The sequence below is a fragment of the Dysgonomonas sp. UBA7630 genome (assembly GCF_002483985.1).
Taxonomy (GTDB): Bacteria; Bacteroidota; Bacteroidia; order Bacteroidales; family Dysgonomonadaceae; genus Dysgonomonas.
Window position 1 is genome coordinate 19,480 of sequence record NZ_DLIY01000015.1, and the last position, 17,388, is coordinate 36,867.

Sequence of the window (17,388 nt, forward strand, 5' to 3'; positions counted from 1 at the left end):
AGGCTGTTTTTTTATATAGAATAATTTTAAATTGAGAAAAAGATGTATCTTTGCACTCAATTAAGTGGATAGATTTGTATTGATTGCAACCACATGAAAAAATGCTAAACCATTTTCTGCACTGCATTATAATACATATCTTCCTGTTTTTATTACAATAAAACAATATTTATGAGTTATTTATTTACATCTGAATCTGTATCAGAAGGTCACCCTGATAAAGTGGCAGATCAGATATCAGACTCCTTATTGGACGAATTCTTGGCCTATGATGCTGATTCGAAGGTCGCATGCGAAACATTGGTAACTACCGGGCAGGTGGTTTTGGCAGGAGAAGTAAAATCAAAAGCATATATCGATATTCCCGAAACGGCACGTAAAGTGATCGAGCGTATAGGGTATACTAAAAGTGAATACCAGTTTGAGGCTCAATCTTGCGGGGTGCTGTCTGCCATACATGAGCAATCCGATGATATCAACAGAGGTGTTGATGGCAAATCCGATCCGATGGATCAGGGAGCGGGAGATCAGGGTATGATGTTTGGCTACGCAACAAACGAAACAGACAATTATATGCCATTAGCACTAGACTTGTCTCATGCATTGTTGAGAGAATTAGCCGTTATACGCAAAAATGAATTGCATTTGATGCCATACCTTCGTCCTGATGCCAAATCGCAGGTAACGATCGAGTATGATGACAACGGCACGCCTTTGAGAATAGATACAATCGTTATTTCTACTCAGCATGATGATTTTACTGACGACGAGGCAATGCAAGCTAAAATAAAAGAAGATGTGATCAATATCCTTATACCTCGTGTGAAGGAGAAGTATAAGTTCAGAGATGATATTACGAAGCTCTTTACAACTGATATTACTTATCATGTAAACCCTACCGGACGTTTTGTTATAGGAGGGCCTCATGGAGATACCGGCCTGACTGGACGTAAAATCATAGTTGATACTTACGGAGGTAAAGGTGCGCATGGCGGTGGTGCTTTTTCGGGTAAAGATCCTTCAAAAGTAGACCGTTCGGCTGCTTACGCGGCACGTCATATTGCAAAAAACCTTGTTGCTGCCGGTGTGTCTTCCGAAATACTTGTTCAGGTATCGTATGCAATTGGTGTTAGCAAGCCTATGAATATTTATGTAAATACATATGGTAAGGGTACAGTAAATCTTTCGGATGGAGAGATAGCCGTGAAAGTAGAGAAATTGTTCGACATGCGACCAAAAGCAATCGAGCAACGCCTGAAATTACGCAATCCTATCTATGCTGAGACTGCTGCTTATGGGCATATGGGTCGTGAGCCGGAAATCGTAACTAAACATTTTCAATCACGCTACAATCCTCAGGGAATAACTCGCGAAGTAGAGTTGTTTACATGGGAGAAGTTAGATTATGTAGATGTGATAAAAAAAGAGTTTAATCTGTAATATAATAATATAGCACATACATGTTCTGCAATAGAGCAAGTATGTGCTTTCAAGTATATAAGAGCTTTGATTAACGATACAGTACCATACATAGGTGTAATGAAAGATAGTGTCTTGTTGCAGGATACTGTCTATATTCATCGTTTTTCATTAAATCCTGTAGAAGGTGAGATTGTGAATATGACTAACAAACAATTATATTCTGCTCATCAGGATAGCATTCGCGATGTTGTAAGATATTCCGGCGATCTTCTGCCTTTCAATCTGGAACAAGTAGATGGAATTTTCTGCCTGTTGCTTTTATGCTTATTTCTTTTTACATATATATATAGTGGCGGGTTATCTTTCTTGAAAGAAAGTATTTCCTACCTCTTTACTCCTGTAAAGGCTTCGAGGATACATAATCAGACGACTTCTAGGGAAATGATATATAGTTATATCCTTATTTTTCAATCTGTTGTTTTGTCTGCAATATGTATTTATGATGTTTTTGTAGAGTATGAATCTTCTGTGCAAAGCAATAGTAAGGCTTTTCTGACTATTGTCACATTTATCGTCGCCATAGCTTTGTTTTTTGGAATTAAAGATTTTATTTACAAACTGATAGGTTATATCTTTAATCAGAAGAAAGCGATGAATTCGTGGCGAAGAATGCATATGGTGTCTATCGAGGTGCTGGGGATACTATATTTTTTGCCTACGTTGCTCTTGATTTATTCTAATTTTTATCATACTGAGATATTAATACTTATATTAATACTCTTCTTAATTGTTCAAATAACACTTTTTTATCAAATAATAGTCTTTTTTATTGGTCAAAAATTTAACTTTTTGTATTTGATTGCCTACCTTTGCACCTTTGAAATATTACCTTATGTGTATTTAGCGATAGGATTGATTCAATTATATAGAACCGACGTATTTAACACACTATTATGACCTTGAAAGTAAAGAAGATATTAATCTCTCAACCTGCTCCGACAACAGAGAAATCGCCTTACTTTGATATTGCCGAGAAATATCATGTGCAAATGGATTTTCGTCCGTTTATTCGTGTAGATGGAATTGACGTAAAGGAGTTTAGGCAACAGCGTATTAATATACAAGATTATACAGCAGTCGTTTTTACAGCAAGGATTGCAATAGATCATTTCTTCTCTCTCTGTGAGGAACTTAGAGTAACAATGCCCGAAACAATGAAATATTTTTGTATATCAGAAGCAGTCGCTTTGTATCTGCAAAAATATATTGTTTACAGAAAGCGTAAGATATTCTTTAGTGCAACAGGTAAGATGGATGGTCTGGCAACAGCTTTAACAAAACATAACAAAGAAAAATTTATTGTACCTGTCTCGGATGTACATACAGAAGACCTTACGGCAGTATTGGACGAGAAAAAAGTTGATTACACAAAATCAGTTATGTACAGAACTGTGAGTAATGAAATAACCGAGTCTGAGATATTATCTTACGATATGATGATATTTTTTACTCCGGCCGGTATTGTTTCTTTATTTAAGAACGTGCCTAATTTCGAACAAGGAGAGAGGGCTATTGGCTGTTTTGGTACCGCTACAGCAAAAGCTGTTCGCGATGCGGGCTTGAGGCTTGATTGTGAAGCTCCGCTTCCCGGTATGCCATCTATGACGGCTGCATTAGAAGCGTTTATAAAGGAAAATCATAAAGCCAAATAGGTTTGAAGCAAATAAAATATAAAGCTTAACTTTTGGGTTAAGCTTTTTTTATATCATTTCTGATGGTTATTGTAGATAAAGTTCTGGGAGAAATAAGGCTTGTTAAGAATGCAAGAGCCAAGAGGATAATCGTTCGAAAAAAAGATGGTTATCTGCAACTTACATATCCACCATCAGTAAGTATGTCTTTTGTAGAGAAGACCATTCGTGATATGAAGCCTCGTCTGATGTTGTTAGTAGAAAAACAAACTACCCGCATACTTTTCACTCCCGATATAGAATTTAAGACCTTTAGTTTTACCTTGAAGCTGATTACCGGAACATCGACCAAAAATTATTATATGAGTCTGAAAGAAGGGGTGCTATCCATCTCATGTCCGGCTGGTACAGACTACAATGACTCAACGGTTCAATCGACAATAAAAAGCTTTGTAGAAAAAGCTCTTCGCTATGAGGCAAACAGGCTCTTTCCGGCAAAAGTAAAATTGTTTGCAGAAAGGTACGGTTTTAAATATACCGAAGTAAAGATTAATAAAAGTCGTACCCGATGGGGAAGCTGTTCATCAAAGAAGACAATAAACCTGTCGTTTTACTGTATGCTCTTACCTGAATACCTTGTGGATTTTGTAATCTTACACGAACTATGCCATACGGTAGAAATGAATCATGGAGAACGTTTTTGGCAATTGCTGGATAAAGTATCGGATGATAAAGCAAAAGAGTTGACAAAGGCTTTAAAAGACCATAAAACAATGTTATAAATTAGTCGTCTAGCGATTCCTTTCCAAATCCTACAGGAAGAAGTGTTTTGGCAGATTTTAATTCATAGATTTTACTTTCGCCATACAATATTACTCTCATTGGAGAATTGTATCTGTTCTCTGTTTCTAGCAAAACTTGTCTGCAACCGCCACACGGGCTACAAGGGTTTGCTGTAAAGGCTCCGTCATGACAAGCTGCCACCGCAATCGCTTCCACCGAAGCCTCCGGATATTGTGCGTTTGCATAAAACATAGCAACCCGTTCGGCACATAACCCTGAAGGGTAAGCCGCATTTTCCTGATTGTTGCCCGTAACAATTTTTCCATTGGAAAGAAGAACTGCCGCTCCTACATGAAAGCCTGAGTAGGGCGCATATGCTTTTTCCGCAACCGCTTTAGCCTCTATTATAAGTTTTTTTATACTTTCGGTAGCCTCTTCAAAGGTGTAAACGAGTATCTTTGTTGTTAAATTTAAATTTTCCATTTTATTACTGTTACAAATAAAATACTTCTAAATATATGAAAAAAGCAAATAGCTCGGATATATCTCTCAAATTTATTATCCTTTCTGTACTTGTTTTTCTGTCTACTACATCCGCCTATTCTCAGGCAAAACGATACAAGATATACGAAGAGTATATTGAGACTTACAAAGGCATAGCTGTAGATCACATGAGAAAATATAAAATTCCGGCAAGTATAACGCTCGCTCAGGGGTTGTTAGAATCAGGTGCGGGTAAAAGTGCTTTGACTAAAAATTCGAATAATCACTTTGGTATTAAGTGTCACAACGATTGGACAGGAGGAAAGGTCTATCAAGCGGATGATACCCCGAATGATTGTTTCAGGAAATATAAAAGAGCTGAAGATTCATTTGAAGATCATTCGAGATTTCTAGCCGATAAACCACGATATAAAAGCCTGTTTGCTTTGGAAATTACTGATTATAGAGGATGGGCAAAAGAATTGCAGCAAGCAGGGTATGCAACTGATAAAGCTTATGCGAACAAACTGATAAAGCTAATTGAAGATTATGAACTTTACCAACACGATAAAAGAGGATTCTCCAAAGAGAAGATAAGAGAAATAGAAGAAACTCAGGTAAGAAATAAGGAATATCGTCATATTCCTTATAAAACACATAATTTGGTTTATGTGATAGCAGAGGCCGGTGATACGTACGAGGGTATTGCGGGCGAATTTGATTTTAAGCCAAAAGATTTGTATAAATACAATGAAGTACCCGAAGGCTTTCCTTTAAAGGCAGGTGATTTGGTCTATTTTGAGAAGAAAAAATCGAAAGCCGATAAACCATATTATGAGCACGAAGTTCAGGTGGGAGAGTCTATGTATAGTATTTCCCAGCTGTATGGCATCAAGGTGAAAAACTTGTACAAAATGAACAAAAAAGATTTTGAATATGTTCCTACCGAAGGAGATGTCTTAAAATTAAGATAACAGCTTCGATATACACAATATTTAAATTTTTATGATGAAATATTTACTTATCGCATTTATTATTGCGGGCTCATTTATGTCGGTTAAAGCTCAGGACGACAAGAACAAATTGGAAGACGGCAAATGGAACCTAAAAGGTGTTACCGGATTCAATCTATCACAAACTTCTCTTAGTAATTGGTCTGCAGGTGGTGAGAGTTCCTTCGCCGGAAATCTCTATCTCAATGGAACATTGAATCGCAAAAGCGGAAATTGGCTTTGGTCAAATGCTTTGGCTCTTGATTATGGCTTGACCAGAACCGAAACACAGGGAACTCAGAAGGTAAGTGATAAGATCGATTTTACAACACAGCTCGGATATTCTACCAACAATAAGTGGTATTATACAATTATGGGTGACCTTAAAACTCAGTTTTATAAAGGATATAATTATCCGAATAAGGAATATTATATCTCAAAATTCTTTGCTCCCGCATATTCTAATATCTCATTGGGTTTAGAGTATCGTCCTAATGAGAGCTACTCGGTTTACTTTTCTCCTCTTGCCGGAAAACTAACATTTGTACAAGATGACTACCTGTCTAGTATAGGTGCTTTTGGCGTTGATCCGGGCGATAAGTTTAAAGCCCAATTAGGTACATATGTGAAAGCTCGTGTCCAAAAGAAAATAATGGAAAATGTACAGATGATAACTACTATGGATCTTTTTACAGCGTACGACAAATCATTTGGTAACGTTGATGTTAACTGGGACTTACTGCTCAGTATGAAGATTAATAAATTCTTGTCGGCATCGATCAATACAACACTCAAATACGACGATGACGTGAAGATTATAGAAAAAGCAGATGACGGTACAGAAATAAAAAAAGGACCGAAGGTGCAGTTCAAAGAAATGCTAGGTATAGGCGTTGCATATAATTTCTAAAGAAAATAATAAATATAGACGAAAATGGTATCAACAGTAATCGGTCGATACCATTTTTTTTGTTTTAATATTCTATTGTCTTGTTTCTGAAATTATACTACTTTTATGGTATATAACATAATAACTCTGATAAAATGAAAAATAGTCTTCTGTTTTTTTTATGTGCAGTGTTCTCGTTGGTAGTAAGTGCACAAGACAACCCGAAATATCTAGTAGGAGCTGTCCCCGAAGTGGACGGTAAGATTGTTTTTTCGAAGAAGATACCTGTAAAGGGGCAAATCTCCGACGAACAGCTTTTTTCATTGATGCAAAAATGGACAATAAACAACTATGATAATGTACAGACTGATGAGAAAGATTTGAATAATCGGGTTCTGCTAAGTAAGGCTGATGATAAAATGATCGCATGTTTTGGAGAGAAATATCTTGAGTTTAAGCGAAGTTCTCTTGTGCTTGATCGAGCTAAGATGATTTATCAGTTGATTTTGGAAACGAAAGATGGAGCATGCGAAGTAACGTTGAGGAATATAAAATATAGCTATTCTGATAGTAAGAAACTGCTTCCGGCTGAGGAGATGATCTCTGACAAAATAGCGCTCAACAAAAAAGGAGATAAACTAAATCGCTATTATGATAAATTCAGAATGCATACTGTAGATTCTGTAAACAGCATATACAAATCTATAGACATTTATCTGAACGGTATTAATACAACAGGTGCAACAACCTCACTGCAAGCAGAGGCGAAAACATATTCAGCTCCTGCAGTACCTCAAAAAGAAAGTCCGGTAGAAGTGCCTGTAGTCGCTCAATCTATAACCGATCCTGTTCAGGTTGCTGCATCGATTCCGATAACATCTAATAATGCCTCGCAAACGATTGCCGGAGGTGCGGTTGCTACAATGAATGGATTCAGGCAGATAACTCCCGATAAAATACCGGGCAATATTATTAAACTGTTAGGAGATTGGACATTGATCACTTCGGGTACAGCCGATCAAATGAATGTGATGACTGCCTCGTGGGGCGGACTTGGTGCTTTCTGGGAAAAGCCGGTCTCATTCTGTTTCCTCAATCCTTCACGCTACTCGGTACAAACAATGGATAAAGGTGAGACCTATACAATATCGTTTTACACTGAAGCGTATAAAGATGCTTTGCGGTATTGCGGTTCGGTAAGTGGTCGTACTACAGATAAAATAAAAGGATCGGGGTTGACACCTATCAAAACTCCATCAGGTGCTACGGCATTTGCTGAAGCTTGGATGATCTTTGAATGTAAGAAAATAGTAGCGCAGCCAATTACGCCCGAAGCTGTAGTTGATAAATCTTTACCGAATAAAGATTGGAGTAAAAGCGGATATCATAAAATGTATATCGGTGAAATATTGAATGTTTGGATTAAATAAACTCAAATGAAAAAAATAGCATTAATAACCGGTGCTACATCCGGTTTGGGCAAAGCAATCGCTTTGCGGCTGGGCAAGGAAGGGTACAACCTTATTATTACCGGACGAAGAAAGGATAAATTAGAAGAACTGGATAAAGAAATAAGCATAAACTATGGTTCTACGGTTCTCCCTCTATGCTTTGATGTAAGAAAATATAATGAGGTAGAGGCTGCTTTGGGCAACCTTCCTGAAAAATGGAAAAATATCGATGTCCTTGTCAATAATGCGGGGCTTGCTGTAGGGTTAGACCCAATTTACAAAGGTGAAGTTGACGACTGGGAAAGAATGATAGATACAAATGTCAAAGGTTTGTTATATGTTACTCGGGTGGTTACTCCGGCTATGGTAGAACGTTGCTCAGGGCATATAATCAATATAGGGTCTATTGCCGGGAAGGCAGTTTATCCGAATGGTGCTGTATATTGTGCGACTAAGTATGCAGTGAATGCATTGCATCAGGGTATGCGTATGGATTTGCTACCTTATAATATTCGAGTAACTCAGATTTGTCCCGGAGCTGTAGAAACGGAATTCTCATTAGTTCGCTTCAAAGGCGATAAAGGTCGTGCCGATCAGGTATATACAGGTTATGAGAATCTGGTTGCCGACGATATTGCGGAATCTGTTTATTTTGCCATATCACAACCTCCGCATGTGGATATTCAGGATATGCTGGTGATGCCTACGGCACAGGCTACAGGGAATATGTTCCATAAAAAGGAGAAATAGGAAGAGTAGAGCATAAAAGGCGTAGTTTCTTGTTGTAAAGAAATATATAAACTTTCCAACGTGTTTTGCATGAAGAAAAAAATATTGTAATTTTGCAGTACCAAAGCGTATATAATAATTCTTGAATTTGTTGTATGCGAACGAAAATGTAAATGGAGGGGGTATCCGAAAAAGGGTATTCCTTTTTTTTGTGCTTACCTCTGAGGTATAATGATTTAGAACTTAACATAAATAATGGATCAAAGAATAAAAGGCGGATTGTTAGTGTTTATTGGAGCGGCAAGCTTCGGACTACTTTCCACTATCGTAAAATTTGCATATGCCGAAGGTTACACACTCGGCGAAATCACAGGAACGCAATCTTTCTCGGGAATGGTCATTTTATGGCTATTGTATTTCATTTCCAAATCGGTAAAGAAAGGTGATAAAAAAGAAACGATTTATAATACTCAACCTAATACTAAATGGTGGAAAATAGTCGTTGCCGGAACCTTTACGGGGCTGGTTGGTATATTCTATTACCAATGTGTGAAACTATTGCCTGCATCGGTCGCTATTATATTGCTGATGCAATATCTGTGGATAAGTATGCTGATAGAAGCTGTCGTTTTCGGGAAGAAACCCGGACGTAAGCAATTGCTTCTACTTGGTATTGTTTTGATAGGGACACTGCTTGCCGGTGGAATATTTAGTCAGGAGATCATGTTGAACCTGAAAGGAGTCATTTTCGGGTTGCTGGCGGCCACTAGTTATGCTATTTTCTTGATGACAAGTGGACGTGTAGGTAACGATCTGCCTGTACTGAAAAAGAGTGCGTTGATGATTACTGGATCGTGTGTTATTACATGGATAATTTTTCCTCCATTATTCTTCTTTAATGGTATATATTTTGGTGGATTGGTCTTTTGGGGGCTGGCGTTGGCTCTGTTGGGTACGGTGGTTCCTCCTCTTTTCTTTTCGATGGGTATGCCCCGTGTGGGTGTCTCTATAGGTGCAATCCTTAGTGCTGTCGAGTTGCCTGTCGCAATATCATCTTCGGCATTTATATTGCAAGAATCGGTAGATGCACTTCGCTGGCTAGGAGTAGCCCTCATTTTGTCGGCTATAGTGGCTACAAATATTAGAACAAAAGGAATAAGCGGTTGAGTGTAATTTAAACTACGGTATAGGAAGAAAAGTAATAATGAGAGCTTATAATTTATATGAAAAAGATTATCTATTATAAACGCTCTTTGATTTATTAGTTCATAAAAACGAATTGTTCTCGCATTCGTTCCCATCTATTCTTTTTAACCTCAGAGTAAAAAGAGTAATACGGAGTTTCTTGCTTCGTTCCTAAAGCATGAGAACAACGTATAGTATTCATTATTATTGACTTCTTCGAAAGAAGAAAAAGTGACAAATAAAAACAACTTAAAAAGTGTCACTTTTGTCACCTTTTGTTTGTAATGTATTGATTGTCTGTGTTGTGTTGTTTTGCGTGTTTGTCACCTTTTTAGTTATATCCCGGGCTCTTATTTATTAATTGAAAGAAAACTCTACCTTTGCAATTCATTTTACTATAAGTATGCGCATAGATATAATAAGTGTTTTGCCTGAAATGTTTACAGGTCTTTTGGATTGTTCTATTCTTAAGAGAGCTCAAGACAAAAGCTTAGTAGAGATAGTTGTTCACAATCTTCGTGATTATACAACGAACAAACATCGACGTGTGGATGATTATCCTTTCGGAGGCGAAGCAGGCATGGTAATGCAGATAGAACCGATCGATAATGCTATCTCAGCATTAAAGGAACAGCGAATTTACGATGAAGTGATCTATACTTCACCGGATGGAGAAGTATTTGATCAGAAAATAGCAAACCAAATGTCGTCGTATAACAATATAATTATCCTGTGTGGGCATTACAAAGGTATCGACTATCGCGTGCGCGAACATCTGATAACCCGTGAAATATCTATAGGTGATTATGTTCTTACGGGAGGAGAATTGGCTGCTGCTGTGATGGCTGATGCCATTGTTCGACTTTTACCCGGCGCAATAGGAGATGAGCAATCGGCTTTGTCCGATTCTTTTCAGGATAATTTACTGGCTCCTCCTGTTTATACACGTCCTGCAGAATATAAGGGTTGGCGTGTACCTGATATTTTGTTGTCGGGTCATCAGGCTAAGGTGGATGAATGGCGCTTGCAGCAAGCTATGGAGCGCACCGAACGTTTGCGCCCTGATTTGCTCGAAAAGAAAGATTAGAACATTACCCTCACCATAACACGCTCAGTACCAGTAGTCCATTTGGCTCCGTTTTGTATCAGGCGAATGGCTTCATTGTCACAAGTTCCGCAAAGACTTTGTTTTACTTCAAATAGATATGGGCGTCCTTGTTCGTCAACCGAGAATTCAATGGCTACTTTACCTTTCCTGTCTTTGCACGAATCGTCGGTAGGTCGGCGCATTGCCGTTTTTAAGTAAGCATTATATCTGTCATATCCACCTATTGGCTCAGGTTTCCCCTTCTTTGTCGTAAGAGAAGTATTTGCTTCGTCTCTGAAGTTCTCGGGTGCATAAACCTCTATCATGCCATTGTCCTCTTGCTCGGATAGTACAGTCAGAGCTTCGGTATTGATAGACTCCTCTTTGTCTAATCTGAACTTGCTTATGTTGGGCTTATATGTTTTGGTTGCTTCGGTATTATGTTTTGCTATTACAACTATATTCTCTACATAGTATTCTTCAGGCACGTATATGTTGATAATAGAGCTAAAGCCTTTATCTTGTGCCTGTAGGTCGTTAGACTCATGGTATCCGATAATCATATATCCGACTATAGCAAAAATTACAACAGCTGCCGCCGCTATACTTTGCCATATAGGATGATGTTTCTTGATTGTTTTTGTTTTGGCATTCAGGCGTTCGTGTATATTGTTGATACTTGCCAAGTGATCATCGTCGATACTGTCGAAACCTTCTATTGCCTCATACATAAACGGATCTTTCATCGAATCTTTTTCGATCCGATGAGCATCAACGCCTTTCCTTTGTCCTTTTATGTAATCTAAAAAATTCATTCTTTCAGGTTTTTCTCAATGCAGATTTTTAAATTCCTTTTTCCGTTTTGTATATAGCTTTTTACACTCTTCAGATGAAATCCAGTTTCATCCACAATCTCAGCATAGGATTTGTCTTCGTAGAAGAACTTCTCCACAGATATGCGCTGAGGCTCGGGAAGCTGCTCCAAGCATTAGTTCAATGCATCTTCTTTATCTTCATTCGCATTCTCGCTTAATAGATCCAAAATAGGTTCAGATTCCATAAGTTGAGAGTCGAAATTTACTATAATTTCTCTTTTATTTTCTTTTAAAATGTGAAAACAGTGATTTTTAACAACACTATACAGCCAGTTCTTGAAAATCTTTATTTCATAGCCCTGTATTTTCTGTGAAAGATTCTCAAAAATATCTATTACAGCGTCTTGCGATTGTTCTGTGTTTTGCAGATACTTCAGGCACAACCCATAGATGAGAGGTATGTAGCGTTCGTAAAGCTGTTGGAAGTATTCAGCTTTACTCGTATCCTTAAAAAGTGACAAAAGCTCTTCGTCACTATACTCCTTTCTCTTATGCAGACTAAAAAAACGCAAGGCAATTATTTTTATCACAAAACTACAAGAATTTGGTTAAAATCCAAATAAATGATCCCTTTAACTACTTTGTCATAATATTATCTATTTGCTAATAAATGTAATATTAAATTGTTGGGGTAGTTAATTTTATGTATTTTTGTAAGTGATAATTAATGATGAGTTTAATTTTTTAACTTACACCCATTATGAAAGAAAAAATTGGAACAAATGCAGGAATCATTTGGACTTATCTTGATGCGGAAGGTAGTAAATCTTTAAAGGAAATCAAGAAAGCCTGCAAACTTACAGAAAAAGACATGTATGCAGCTCTTGGCTGGTTAGCCAGAGAAGGGAAAATTGCGTTTAACGAATTAAAGGACGACTTGCAAGTCGTTTTGCTTTGAAAGACCTAAACAAGCTTACAAAAGAGGGGTACTTATTACGTATAGTAAGTGCCCCTCTTTGTTTTTTTTCCTTATAATGTATTTTTCAATAATTAAGGAGCGTAATAATTTTGTTAATTCGTTGGTATTATCTATTTTTGTGTAGCATTTTGGCTATTATATGACTGAAAATGATGAAAAACTTCTTGCCGAGTTTGAGATAAGAATGAGGCAGTTAATGTATCTCTGTGATATGCTTAAAGAGGAAAATGCACAGATGAAGCAGGAATTGAAGCAAAAAGAAACAGCGATAGAAGCATTATCATTAAAGTTGGATGCGTTAAATGCTAAATATGACAATTTGAAGTTTGCAAAATCTTTTTCATCAGCAGACCCAGAGGAGAGGATGAATGCTAAAAAACGGTTGTCGAAATTAGTGCGAGATGTAGATAAATGTATCACCATGCTGAAAGCGTAAACTAAAAATGATGTTATGGATGAGCATTTAATTATTAATCTACGAGTGGCTGATATGAGATACCCTCTTCGTATAAAACGTAGAGATGAGGAAGTTTATCGTAGAGCTGCAGATGAAATAGATTATAAGTTAGTACAATATAAAAATTATTTTACAGGAGTTTCTACTCAGCCGTTGAGGGATGTCGACTATATGGCAATGACATCAATTCAGGCAGTGGCAGAGAAAGTTGAACATCAACTGCGAGCCGAAACTTTCGAGCATAGAATCCAGAGTTTGACAAATGAACTGGATGAATATTTGAAAGCGCAGGTAAAGTAAAGTTTTAAATTGATGATATATAAAGCACTAATTTCAGATATGAGATAAGTTTCATATTTGGGTTGGTGTTTTTTTTGTTTATTGAATATAAGTTTTTATCAAAGAAAAATAGAATATGGATATATTATTGTATGGAATTACCTTTCTTGTTGGAGCAATACTGACTTGGGTGGTTTTGAATTTTATGGCGAATTCAAAATTCAAACGTCAAGTAAAAGAGGCGGAACAAGAAGCAGAGGTGATCAAGAAAAATAAACTACTTGAAGTAAAAGAGCAGGCTTTACAGATGAAGTCTGAATTTGAAAAGCAAGTGAATAGTAGGAACTCGAAACTACAAGCTGCTGAAGCTAAAATTAAGCAAAGAGAATTAAGTTTGACCCAAAAGCAGGAAGAGCTTCAACGCAAGCGTAGCGAGGTAGATACAATCAAAACTAATCTAGAGGCTCAATTAGAGGTGATAGATAAGAAAAAGCAAGATCTGGATAAGCTTCACAAACAAGAGGTGGAAAGGCTTGAGGCGTTGTCGGGATTGTCGGCAGAAGAAGTGAAGGAAAAACTGGTAGAAGCTTTGAAAGATGAGGCTCAGTCTCATGCTCAGTCTTATATCAGTGAGATAATGGAAGAGGCTAAAATGACAGCCAATAAAGAAGCGAAGAAGATTGTTATCCAATCTATTCAGCGTGTGGCAACAGAGACTGCAATTGAAAATGCCATAACAGTATTCCATATAGAGTCTGACGAAATAAAAGGTCGTATAATCGGACGTGAAGGACGTAATATTCGTGCATTAGAGGCTGCTACAGGGATTGAAATCGTAGTAGATGATACTCCCGAAGCAATTGTCCTTTCAGGATTTGATCCAGTGAGACGTGAGGTTGCACGTTTGGCTTTGCACCAGTTGGTTGCAGACGGACGTATTCACCCGGCACGTATTGAGGAGGTTGTAGCCAAAGTGAGAAAGCAAATAGAAGAAGAAATAATAGAAACAGGAAAACGTACGACTATTGACTTAGGTATACACGGTTTACACCCAGAGTTGATACGCTTAGTTGGTAAGATGAAGTATCGTTCATCTTATGGACAGAACCTGTTGCAGCATGCTCGTGAAACTGCTAATCTTTGTGCGATTATGGCATCCGAGCTAGGACTGAATGTTAAAAAAGCAAAGAGAGCCGGATTATTACACGATATAGGTAAAGTTCCAGATGATGAACCGGAACTTCCACACGCTTTGCTTGGTATGAAGTTGGCTGAAAAATATAAAGAAAAAGCCGACGTTTGTAACGCGATAGGATCTCACCACGATGAAGTGGAAATGACAAGCTTATTGGCACCGATCGTGCAGGTTTGTGATGCGATATCCGGTGCTCGTCCGGGTGCTCGTCGCGAAATTGTTGAGGCTTATATCAAACGTTTGAATGATCTGGAGCAATTAGCTCTTTCGTATCCGGGCGTATTGAAAACTTATGCTATTCAGGCTGGTCGTGAGTTGAGAGTTATAGTTGGAGCAGATAAGATTGATGATGTGGAAACTGAAAAACTGTCTGCAGATATCGCTAAACGTATTCAGGATGAGATGACTTATCCGGGACAAGTGAAAATCACTGTCATTCGTGAAACCCGTGCAGTAAGTTACGCTAAATAATAAATTAGACTTAAGATTATAAATGAAGGGAGCTTTTTCGCTCCCTTTGTTGTTTTTAGAGACTTACGGGGTCACGGGCTAGTTATATATACTTTCTGATTGTATAGCAGGATTGACTAATGAGTGGGGTATATGTGAAAAATATTTTAAATGTAATACTGTAAAACAAATAGCTCAATGATAGTTTTGAGGATAAAAGTTATTTTGTTTACTTTTGTAACTTAGTGTTATAAGAATTAAAAAAATAAAATAATGGCGTACAAAATCGCAGTTTTTGATGCAAAACCATATGACAGAGTTACTTTTGATAGAGTAAATGAAAAATATGGATTCGAACTAACATATCACAAAGAACATCTCGATATAAATAATGTTGTGCTGGCTAACGGTGCAGATGCTGTATGTATTTTTGTTAATGCTGTCGTTGATTCAGACGTTGTAGCAAAATTGAAATCATATGGAATTAATCTGATAGCATTACGTTGTGCCGGTTTCAATAATGTAGATATTTTGGCTGCTGAAAAGCATGGAGTAAAAGTAGTACGTGTACCCGATTATTCTCCGCATGCTATTGCTGAACATACTTTGGCTTTGATGCTTTGCCTTAACCGCAAAGTCCACCGTGCTTTTTTACGAACACGCGACGGAAACTTTTCTCTTGTCGGGTTCGAAGGTTTTGATATGTACGGAAAGACTGTCGGTGTAATCGGTACAGGCAAGATTGGTAAGGTCGCTATAGGTTTGTTCAAAGGTTTAGGAATGAATGTGCTGGCTTATGATCTATATCCTGATAATGCTTTCGCCGAAGCAGAAGGTATTAAATATGTTACTTTGGATGAGCTATATGCCAATTCTAATATAATTACTTTACATTGTCCATTGACAAAAGAAACAGAGTATCTTATTTGCGATGAGTCTATCAAGAAAATGAAAGACGGCGTGATGATTGTTAATACAGGTAGAGGAAAGTTGATTCATACAAGACATTTGATTGATGGATTGTTAAGCCGAAAGATTGGCTATGCCGGGTTAGATGTATATGAAGAAGAAGGAGCATACTTCTACGAAGACCACTCTGATGCTGTGATGACAGATGATGTATTGGCTCGACTTTTGTCTTTTAACAATGTGATAGTAACTTCGCATCAGGCATTCTTTACTCAGGAGGCGATGGAGAATATCGCAAATACTACAATGAATAGTATTTCTGATTTCTTTGCAGGCAAAGAACTTAAAAACCAAGTAGTTTATAAAGCGTAACTTTATACACCGATTAATTTCCTTATGAACAAAGTTTTGAGTCTTCTTTTTTTACTCTTTATTGCAAATGTAACTTATGCAATAGGCTCAAGATTTGTTGTAGTAATTGATGCCGGGCACGGAGGAAAAGATACCGGGGCAACCAGAGGTGGATATAAAGAGAAAGATATAAATCTTGGAGTTGTCTTAGCTTTAGGCCAATTGATAGAGCGAAATCATAAAGATGTAAAAGTTGTATATACTCGAAAATCAGATGTTTTTGTAGATCTTGATAAAAGAGCTGATATAGCAAATAAGGCTAAAGCTAATTTATTTATCTCGGTTCATACCAATTCTACAGCAGCAAAGTCAACTACAGTATCGGGCGCTGATACTTATATTCTAGGGTTGGCTCGTAGTGAAGAAAACCTACAAGTTGCCAAACGGGAAAATTCTGTGATATTATTAGAAGATAATTACAAAACCAAATATGAGGGCTTTGATCCGAATTCGCCCGAATCGTATATTATTTTTGAATTCATGACGAACACCTTTATGGAGCAAAGTCTACAATTTGCTTCTTTTGTTCAGTCTGATTTTAGGAATGTAGCAAAGCGGGTGGATAGAGGAGTTCGTCAGGCCGGATTTTTGGTGTTAAGAAAAACAAGTGCTCCGAGTGTATTGATTGAGCTAGGTTTTATAAATAATCAATCGGAGGCACAGTTTTTATCAACAAAGTCAGGACAACAGTCGATGGCTACAGCTATCTACTCCGGTTTTAGAAAATACAAACGTGACTTTGATAAAAAACAAGGGAAATTAGTTGTAGAATCTACAGAAGTAGAAGATATTAGTTTTGATGATGTAGAAGAAGAAACGATAGCAGTTAAGAACGATCAGAATGAAGACAGGATACCTCAAGTGTCAGTTTCTGAAAAAGTAAGAAACAATACTGCGTCATCAAGTAAAAAAATAGAAAAAGATCAAATAGAATATAGAGTGCAGTTTCTTGTATCGCCTCGCAAGTTATCTGGAAATTCACCGGCTCTGAAGGGATTGTCTCCCGTGTCTTTTTATAAAGATGGTAGTGTGTATAGATATACATACGGTTCTACTACCAATTTTAATGAAATAACAAAGATACAGAATCAGGTAAGGTTGAAATTTAAAGATGCATTTGTTATAAGAATGAAGAATGGGAAGCGTATAAAGTAATAAGCACCGGATTAACTAACATACAA

The 17,388-nt window shown here is 37.3% G+C and carries 18 protein-coding genes and 1 pseudogene; 16 read left to right on the forward strand and 3 right to left on the reverse strand.

Annotated features, from left to right (window positions below; genetic code table 11):
• Window positions 1–171 precede the first annotated feature (171 nt).
• The 4 genes from metK (at window position 172) to B3P17_RS05540 (ending at window position 3,895) form a co-directional block, all read left to right on the forward strand.
• Window positions 172–1,440 (forward strand): methionine adenosyltransferase, encoded by a 1,269-nt coding sequence (gene metK, locus B3P17_RS05525; protein ID WP_291104261.1) that lies wholly within the window; start codon window positions 172–174, stop codon window positions 1,438–1,440.
• A gap of 99 nt (window positions 1,441–1,539) precedes the next feature.
• Window positions 1,540–2,379: a DUF4271 domain-containing protein gene (locus B3P17_RS05530; RefSeq protein ID WP_252637668.1), complete on the forward strand. Its 840-nt coding sequence runs from the start codon at window positions 1,540–1,542 to the stop codon at window positions 2,377–2,379.
• Window positions 2,376–3,134, forward strand: a complete 759-nt coding sequence (locus B3P17_RS05535) for a uroporphyrinogen-III synthase (protein ID WP_252637669.1) — start codon at window positions 2,376–2,378, stop codon at window positions 3,132–3,134. Before B3P17_RS05530 ends, B3P17_RS05535 begins: the two co-directional genes overlap by 4 nt.
• Before the next feature lie 62 nt (window positions 3,135–3,196).
• Window positions 3,197–3,895 (forward strand): M48 family metallopeptidase, encoded by a 699-nt coding sequence (locus B3P17_RS05540; protein WP_291104265.1) that lies wholly within the window; start codon window positions 3,197–3,199, stop codon window positions 3,893–3,895.
• 1 nt (window position 3,896) lies between these two features.
• Here B3P17_RS05540 and B3P17_RS05545 read toward each other — a convergent pair whose 3' ends face one another.
• Complete coding sequence (locus B3P17_RS05545) at window positions 3,897–4,379, reverse strand: cytidine deaminase (RefSeq protein WP_252637671.1); 483 nt, start codon at window positions 4,377–4,379, stop codon at window positions 3,897–3,899.
• Window positions 4,380–4,414: 35 nt separating this feature from the next.
• Between B3P17_RS05545 and B3P17_RS05550 the strand changes: the two genes are divergently transcribed.
• The 6 genes from B3P17_RS05550 to trmD all read left to right on the forward strand — a co-directional run bounded on the left by B3P17_RS05550 (window position 4,415) and on the right by trmD (window position 10,712).
• Window positions 4,415–5,353 (forward strand): glucosaminidase domain-containing protein, encoded by a 939-nt coding sequence (locus tag B3P17_RS05550; protein ID WP_291104269.1) that lies wholly within the window; start codon window positions 4,415–4,417, stop codon window positions 5,351–5,353.
• Window positions 5,354–5,387: 34 nt separating this feature from the next.
• Window positions 5,388–6,281, forward strand: a complete 894-nt coding sequence (locus B3P17_RS05555) for a DUF3078 domain-containing protein (protein WP_393925031.1) — start codon at window positions 5,388–5,390, stop codon at window positions 6,279–6,281.
• Between the two features lie 134 nt (window positions 6,282–6,415).
• Window positions 6,416–7,690, forward strand: coding sequence for a DUF4468 domain-containing protein (locus tag B3P17_RS05560; RefSeq protein ID WP_252637673.1), 1,275 nt, complete (start codon window positions 6,416–6,418; stop codon window positions 7,688–7,690).
• A 6-nt stretch (window positions 7,691–7,696) separates the two neighbouring features.
• Window positions 7,697–8,461, forward strand: a complete 765-nt coding sequence (locus B3P17_RS05565) for an SDR family oxidoreductase (protein ID WP_252637674.1) — start codon at window positions 7,697–7,699, stop codon at window positions 8,459–8,461.
• A 234-nt stretch (window positions 8,462–8,695) separates the two neighbouring features.
• Complete coding sequence (locus tag B3P17_RS05570) at window positions 8,696–9,607, forward strand: EamA family transporter (RefSeq protein WP_252637675.1); 912 nt, start codon at window positions 8,696–8,698, stop codon at window positions 9,605–9,607.
• A gap of 421 nt (window positions 9,608–10,028) precedes the next feature.
• Complete coding sequence (gene trmD, locus B3P17_RS05575) at window positions 10,029–10,712, forward strand: tRNA (guanosine(37)-N1)-methyltransferase TrmD (protein ID WP_252637676.1); 684 nt, start codon at window positions 10,029–10,031, stop codon at window positions 10,710–10,712.
• Here the strand turns inward: trmD and B3P17_RS05580 are convergent.
• Complete coding sequence (locus tag B3P17_RS05580; protein WP_252637677.1) at window positions 10,709–11,527, reverse strand: hypothetical protein; 819 nt, start codon at window positions 11,525–11,527, stop codon at window positions 10,709–10,711. The genes trmD and B3P17_RS05580 overlap by 4 nt on opposite strands.
• Window positions 11,524–12,099: pseudogene (locus B3P17_RS05585) on the reverse strand (RNA polymerase sigma factor). The gene B3P17_RS05580 and the pseudogene B3P17_RS05585 overlap by 4 nt, the downstream one beginning before the upstream one ends.
• Window positions 12,100–12,287: 188 nt before the next feature.
• Here B3P17_RS05585 and B3P17_RS05590 point away from each other — a divergent pair.
• The 6 genes from B3P17_RS05590 to B3P17_RS05615 all read left to right on the forward strand — a co-directional run bounded on the left by B3P17_RS05590 (window position 12,288) and on the right by B3P17_RS05615 (window position 17,362).
• Window positions 12,288–12,485 (forward strand): winged helix-turn-helix domain-containing protein, encoded by a 198-nt coding sequence (locus tag B3P17_RS05590; RefSeq protein ID WP_006842379.1) that lies wholly within the window; start codon window positions 12,288–12,290, stop codon window positions 12,483–12,485.
• 160 nt (window positions 12,486–12,645) lie between these two features.
• The gene (locus tag B3P17_RS05595; RefSeq protein ID WP_135103781.1) at window positions 12,646–12,942 is read left to right on the forward strand and encodes a hypothetical protein; all 297 of its coding nucleotides are present in this window, start codon (window positions 12,646–12,648) and stop codon (window positions 12,940–12,942) included.
• A 15-nt stretch (window positions 12,943–12,957) separates the two neighbouring features.
• Window positions 12,958–13,263, forward strand: coding sequence for a cell division protein ZapA (locus tag B3P17_RS05600; RefSeq protein WP_006842381.1), 306 nt, complete (start codon window positions 12,958–12,960; stop codon window positions 13,261–13,263).
• A gap of 115 nt (window positions 13,264–13,378) precedes the next feature.
• The gene (gene rny / locus B3P17_RS05605; RefSeq protein WP_006842382.1) at window positions 13,379–14,908 is read left to right on the forward strand and encodes a ribonuclease Y; all 1,530 of its coding nucleotides are present in this window, start codon (window positions 13,379–13,381) and stop codon (window positions 14,906–14,908) included.
• A gap of 252 nt (window positions 14,909–15,160) precedes the next feature.
• Window positions 15,161–16,168, forward strand: a complete 1,008-nt coding sequence (locus tag B3P17_RS05610; RefSeq protein ID WP_006842383.1) for a 2-hydroxyacid dehydrogenase — start codon at window positions 15,161–15,163, stop codon at window positions 16,166–16,168.
• A 24-nt stretch (window positions 16,169–16,192) separates the two neighbouring features.
• Window positions 16,193–17,362 carry an N-acetylmuramoyl-L-alanine amidase family protein gene (locus B3P17_RS05615; RefSeq protein ID WP_252637679.1) on the forward strand — a complete coding sequence of 390 codons (1,170 nt, stop codon included), beginning with the start codon at window positions 16,193–16,195 and terminating at the stop codon, window positions 17,360–17,362.
• The last annotated feature ends 26 nt before the right edge of the window (window positions 17,363–17,388 follow it).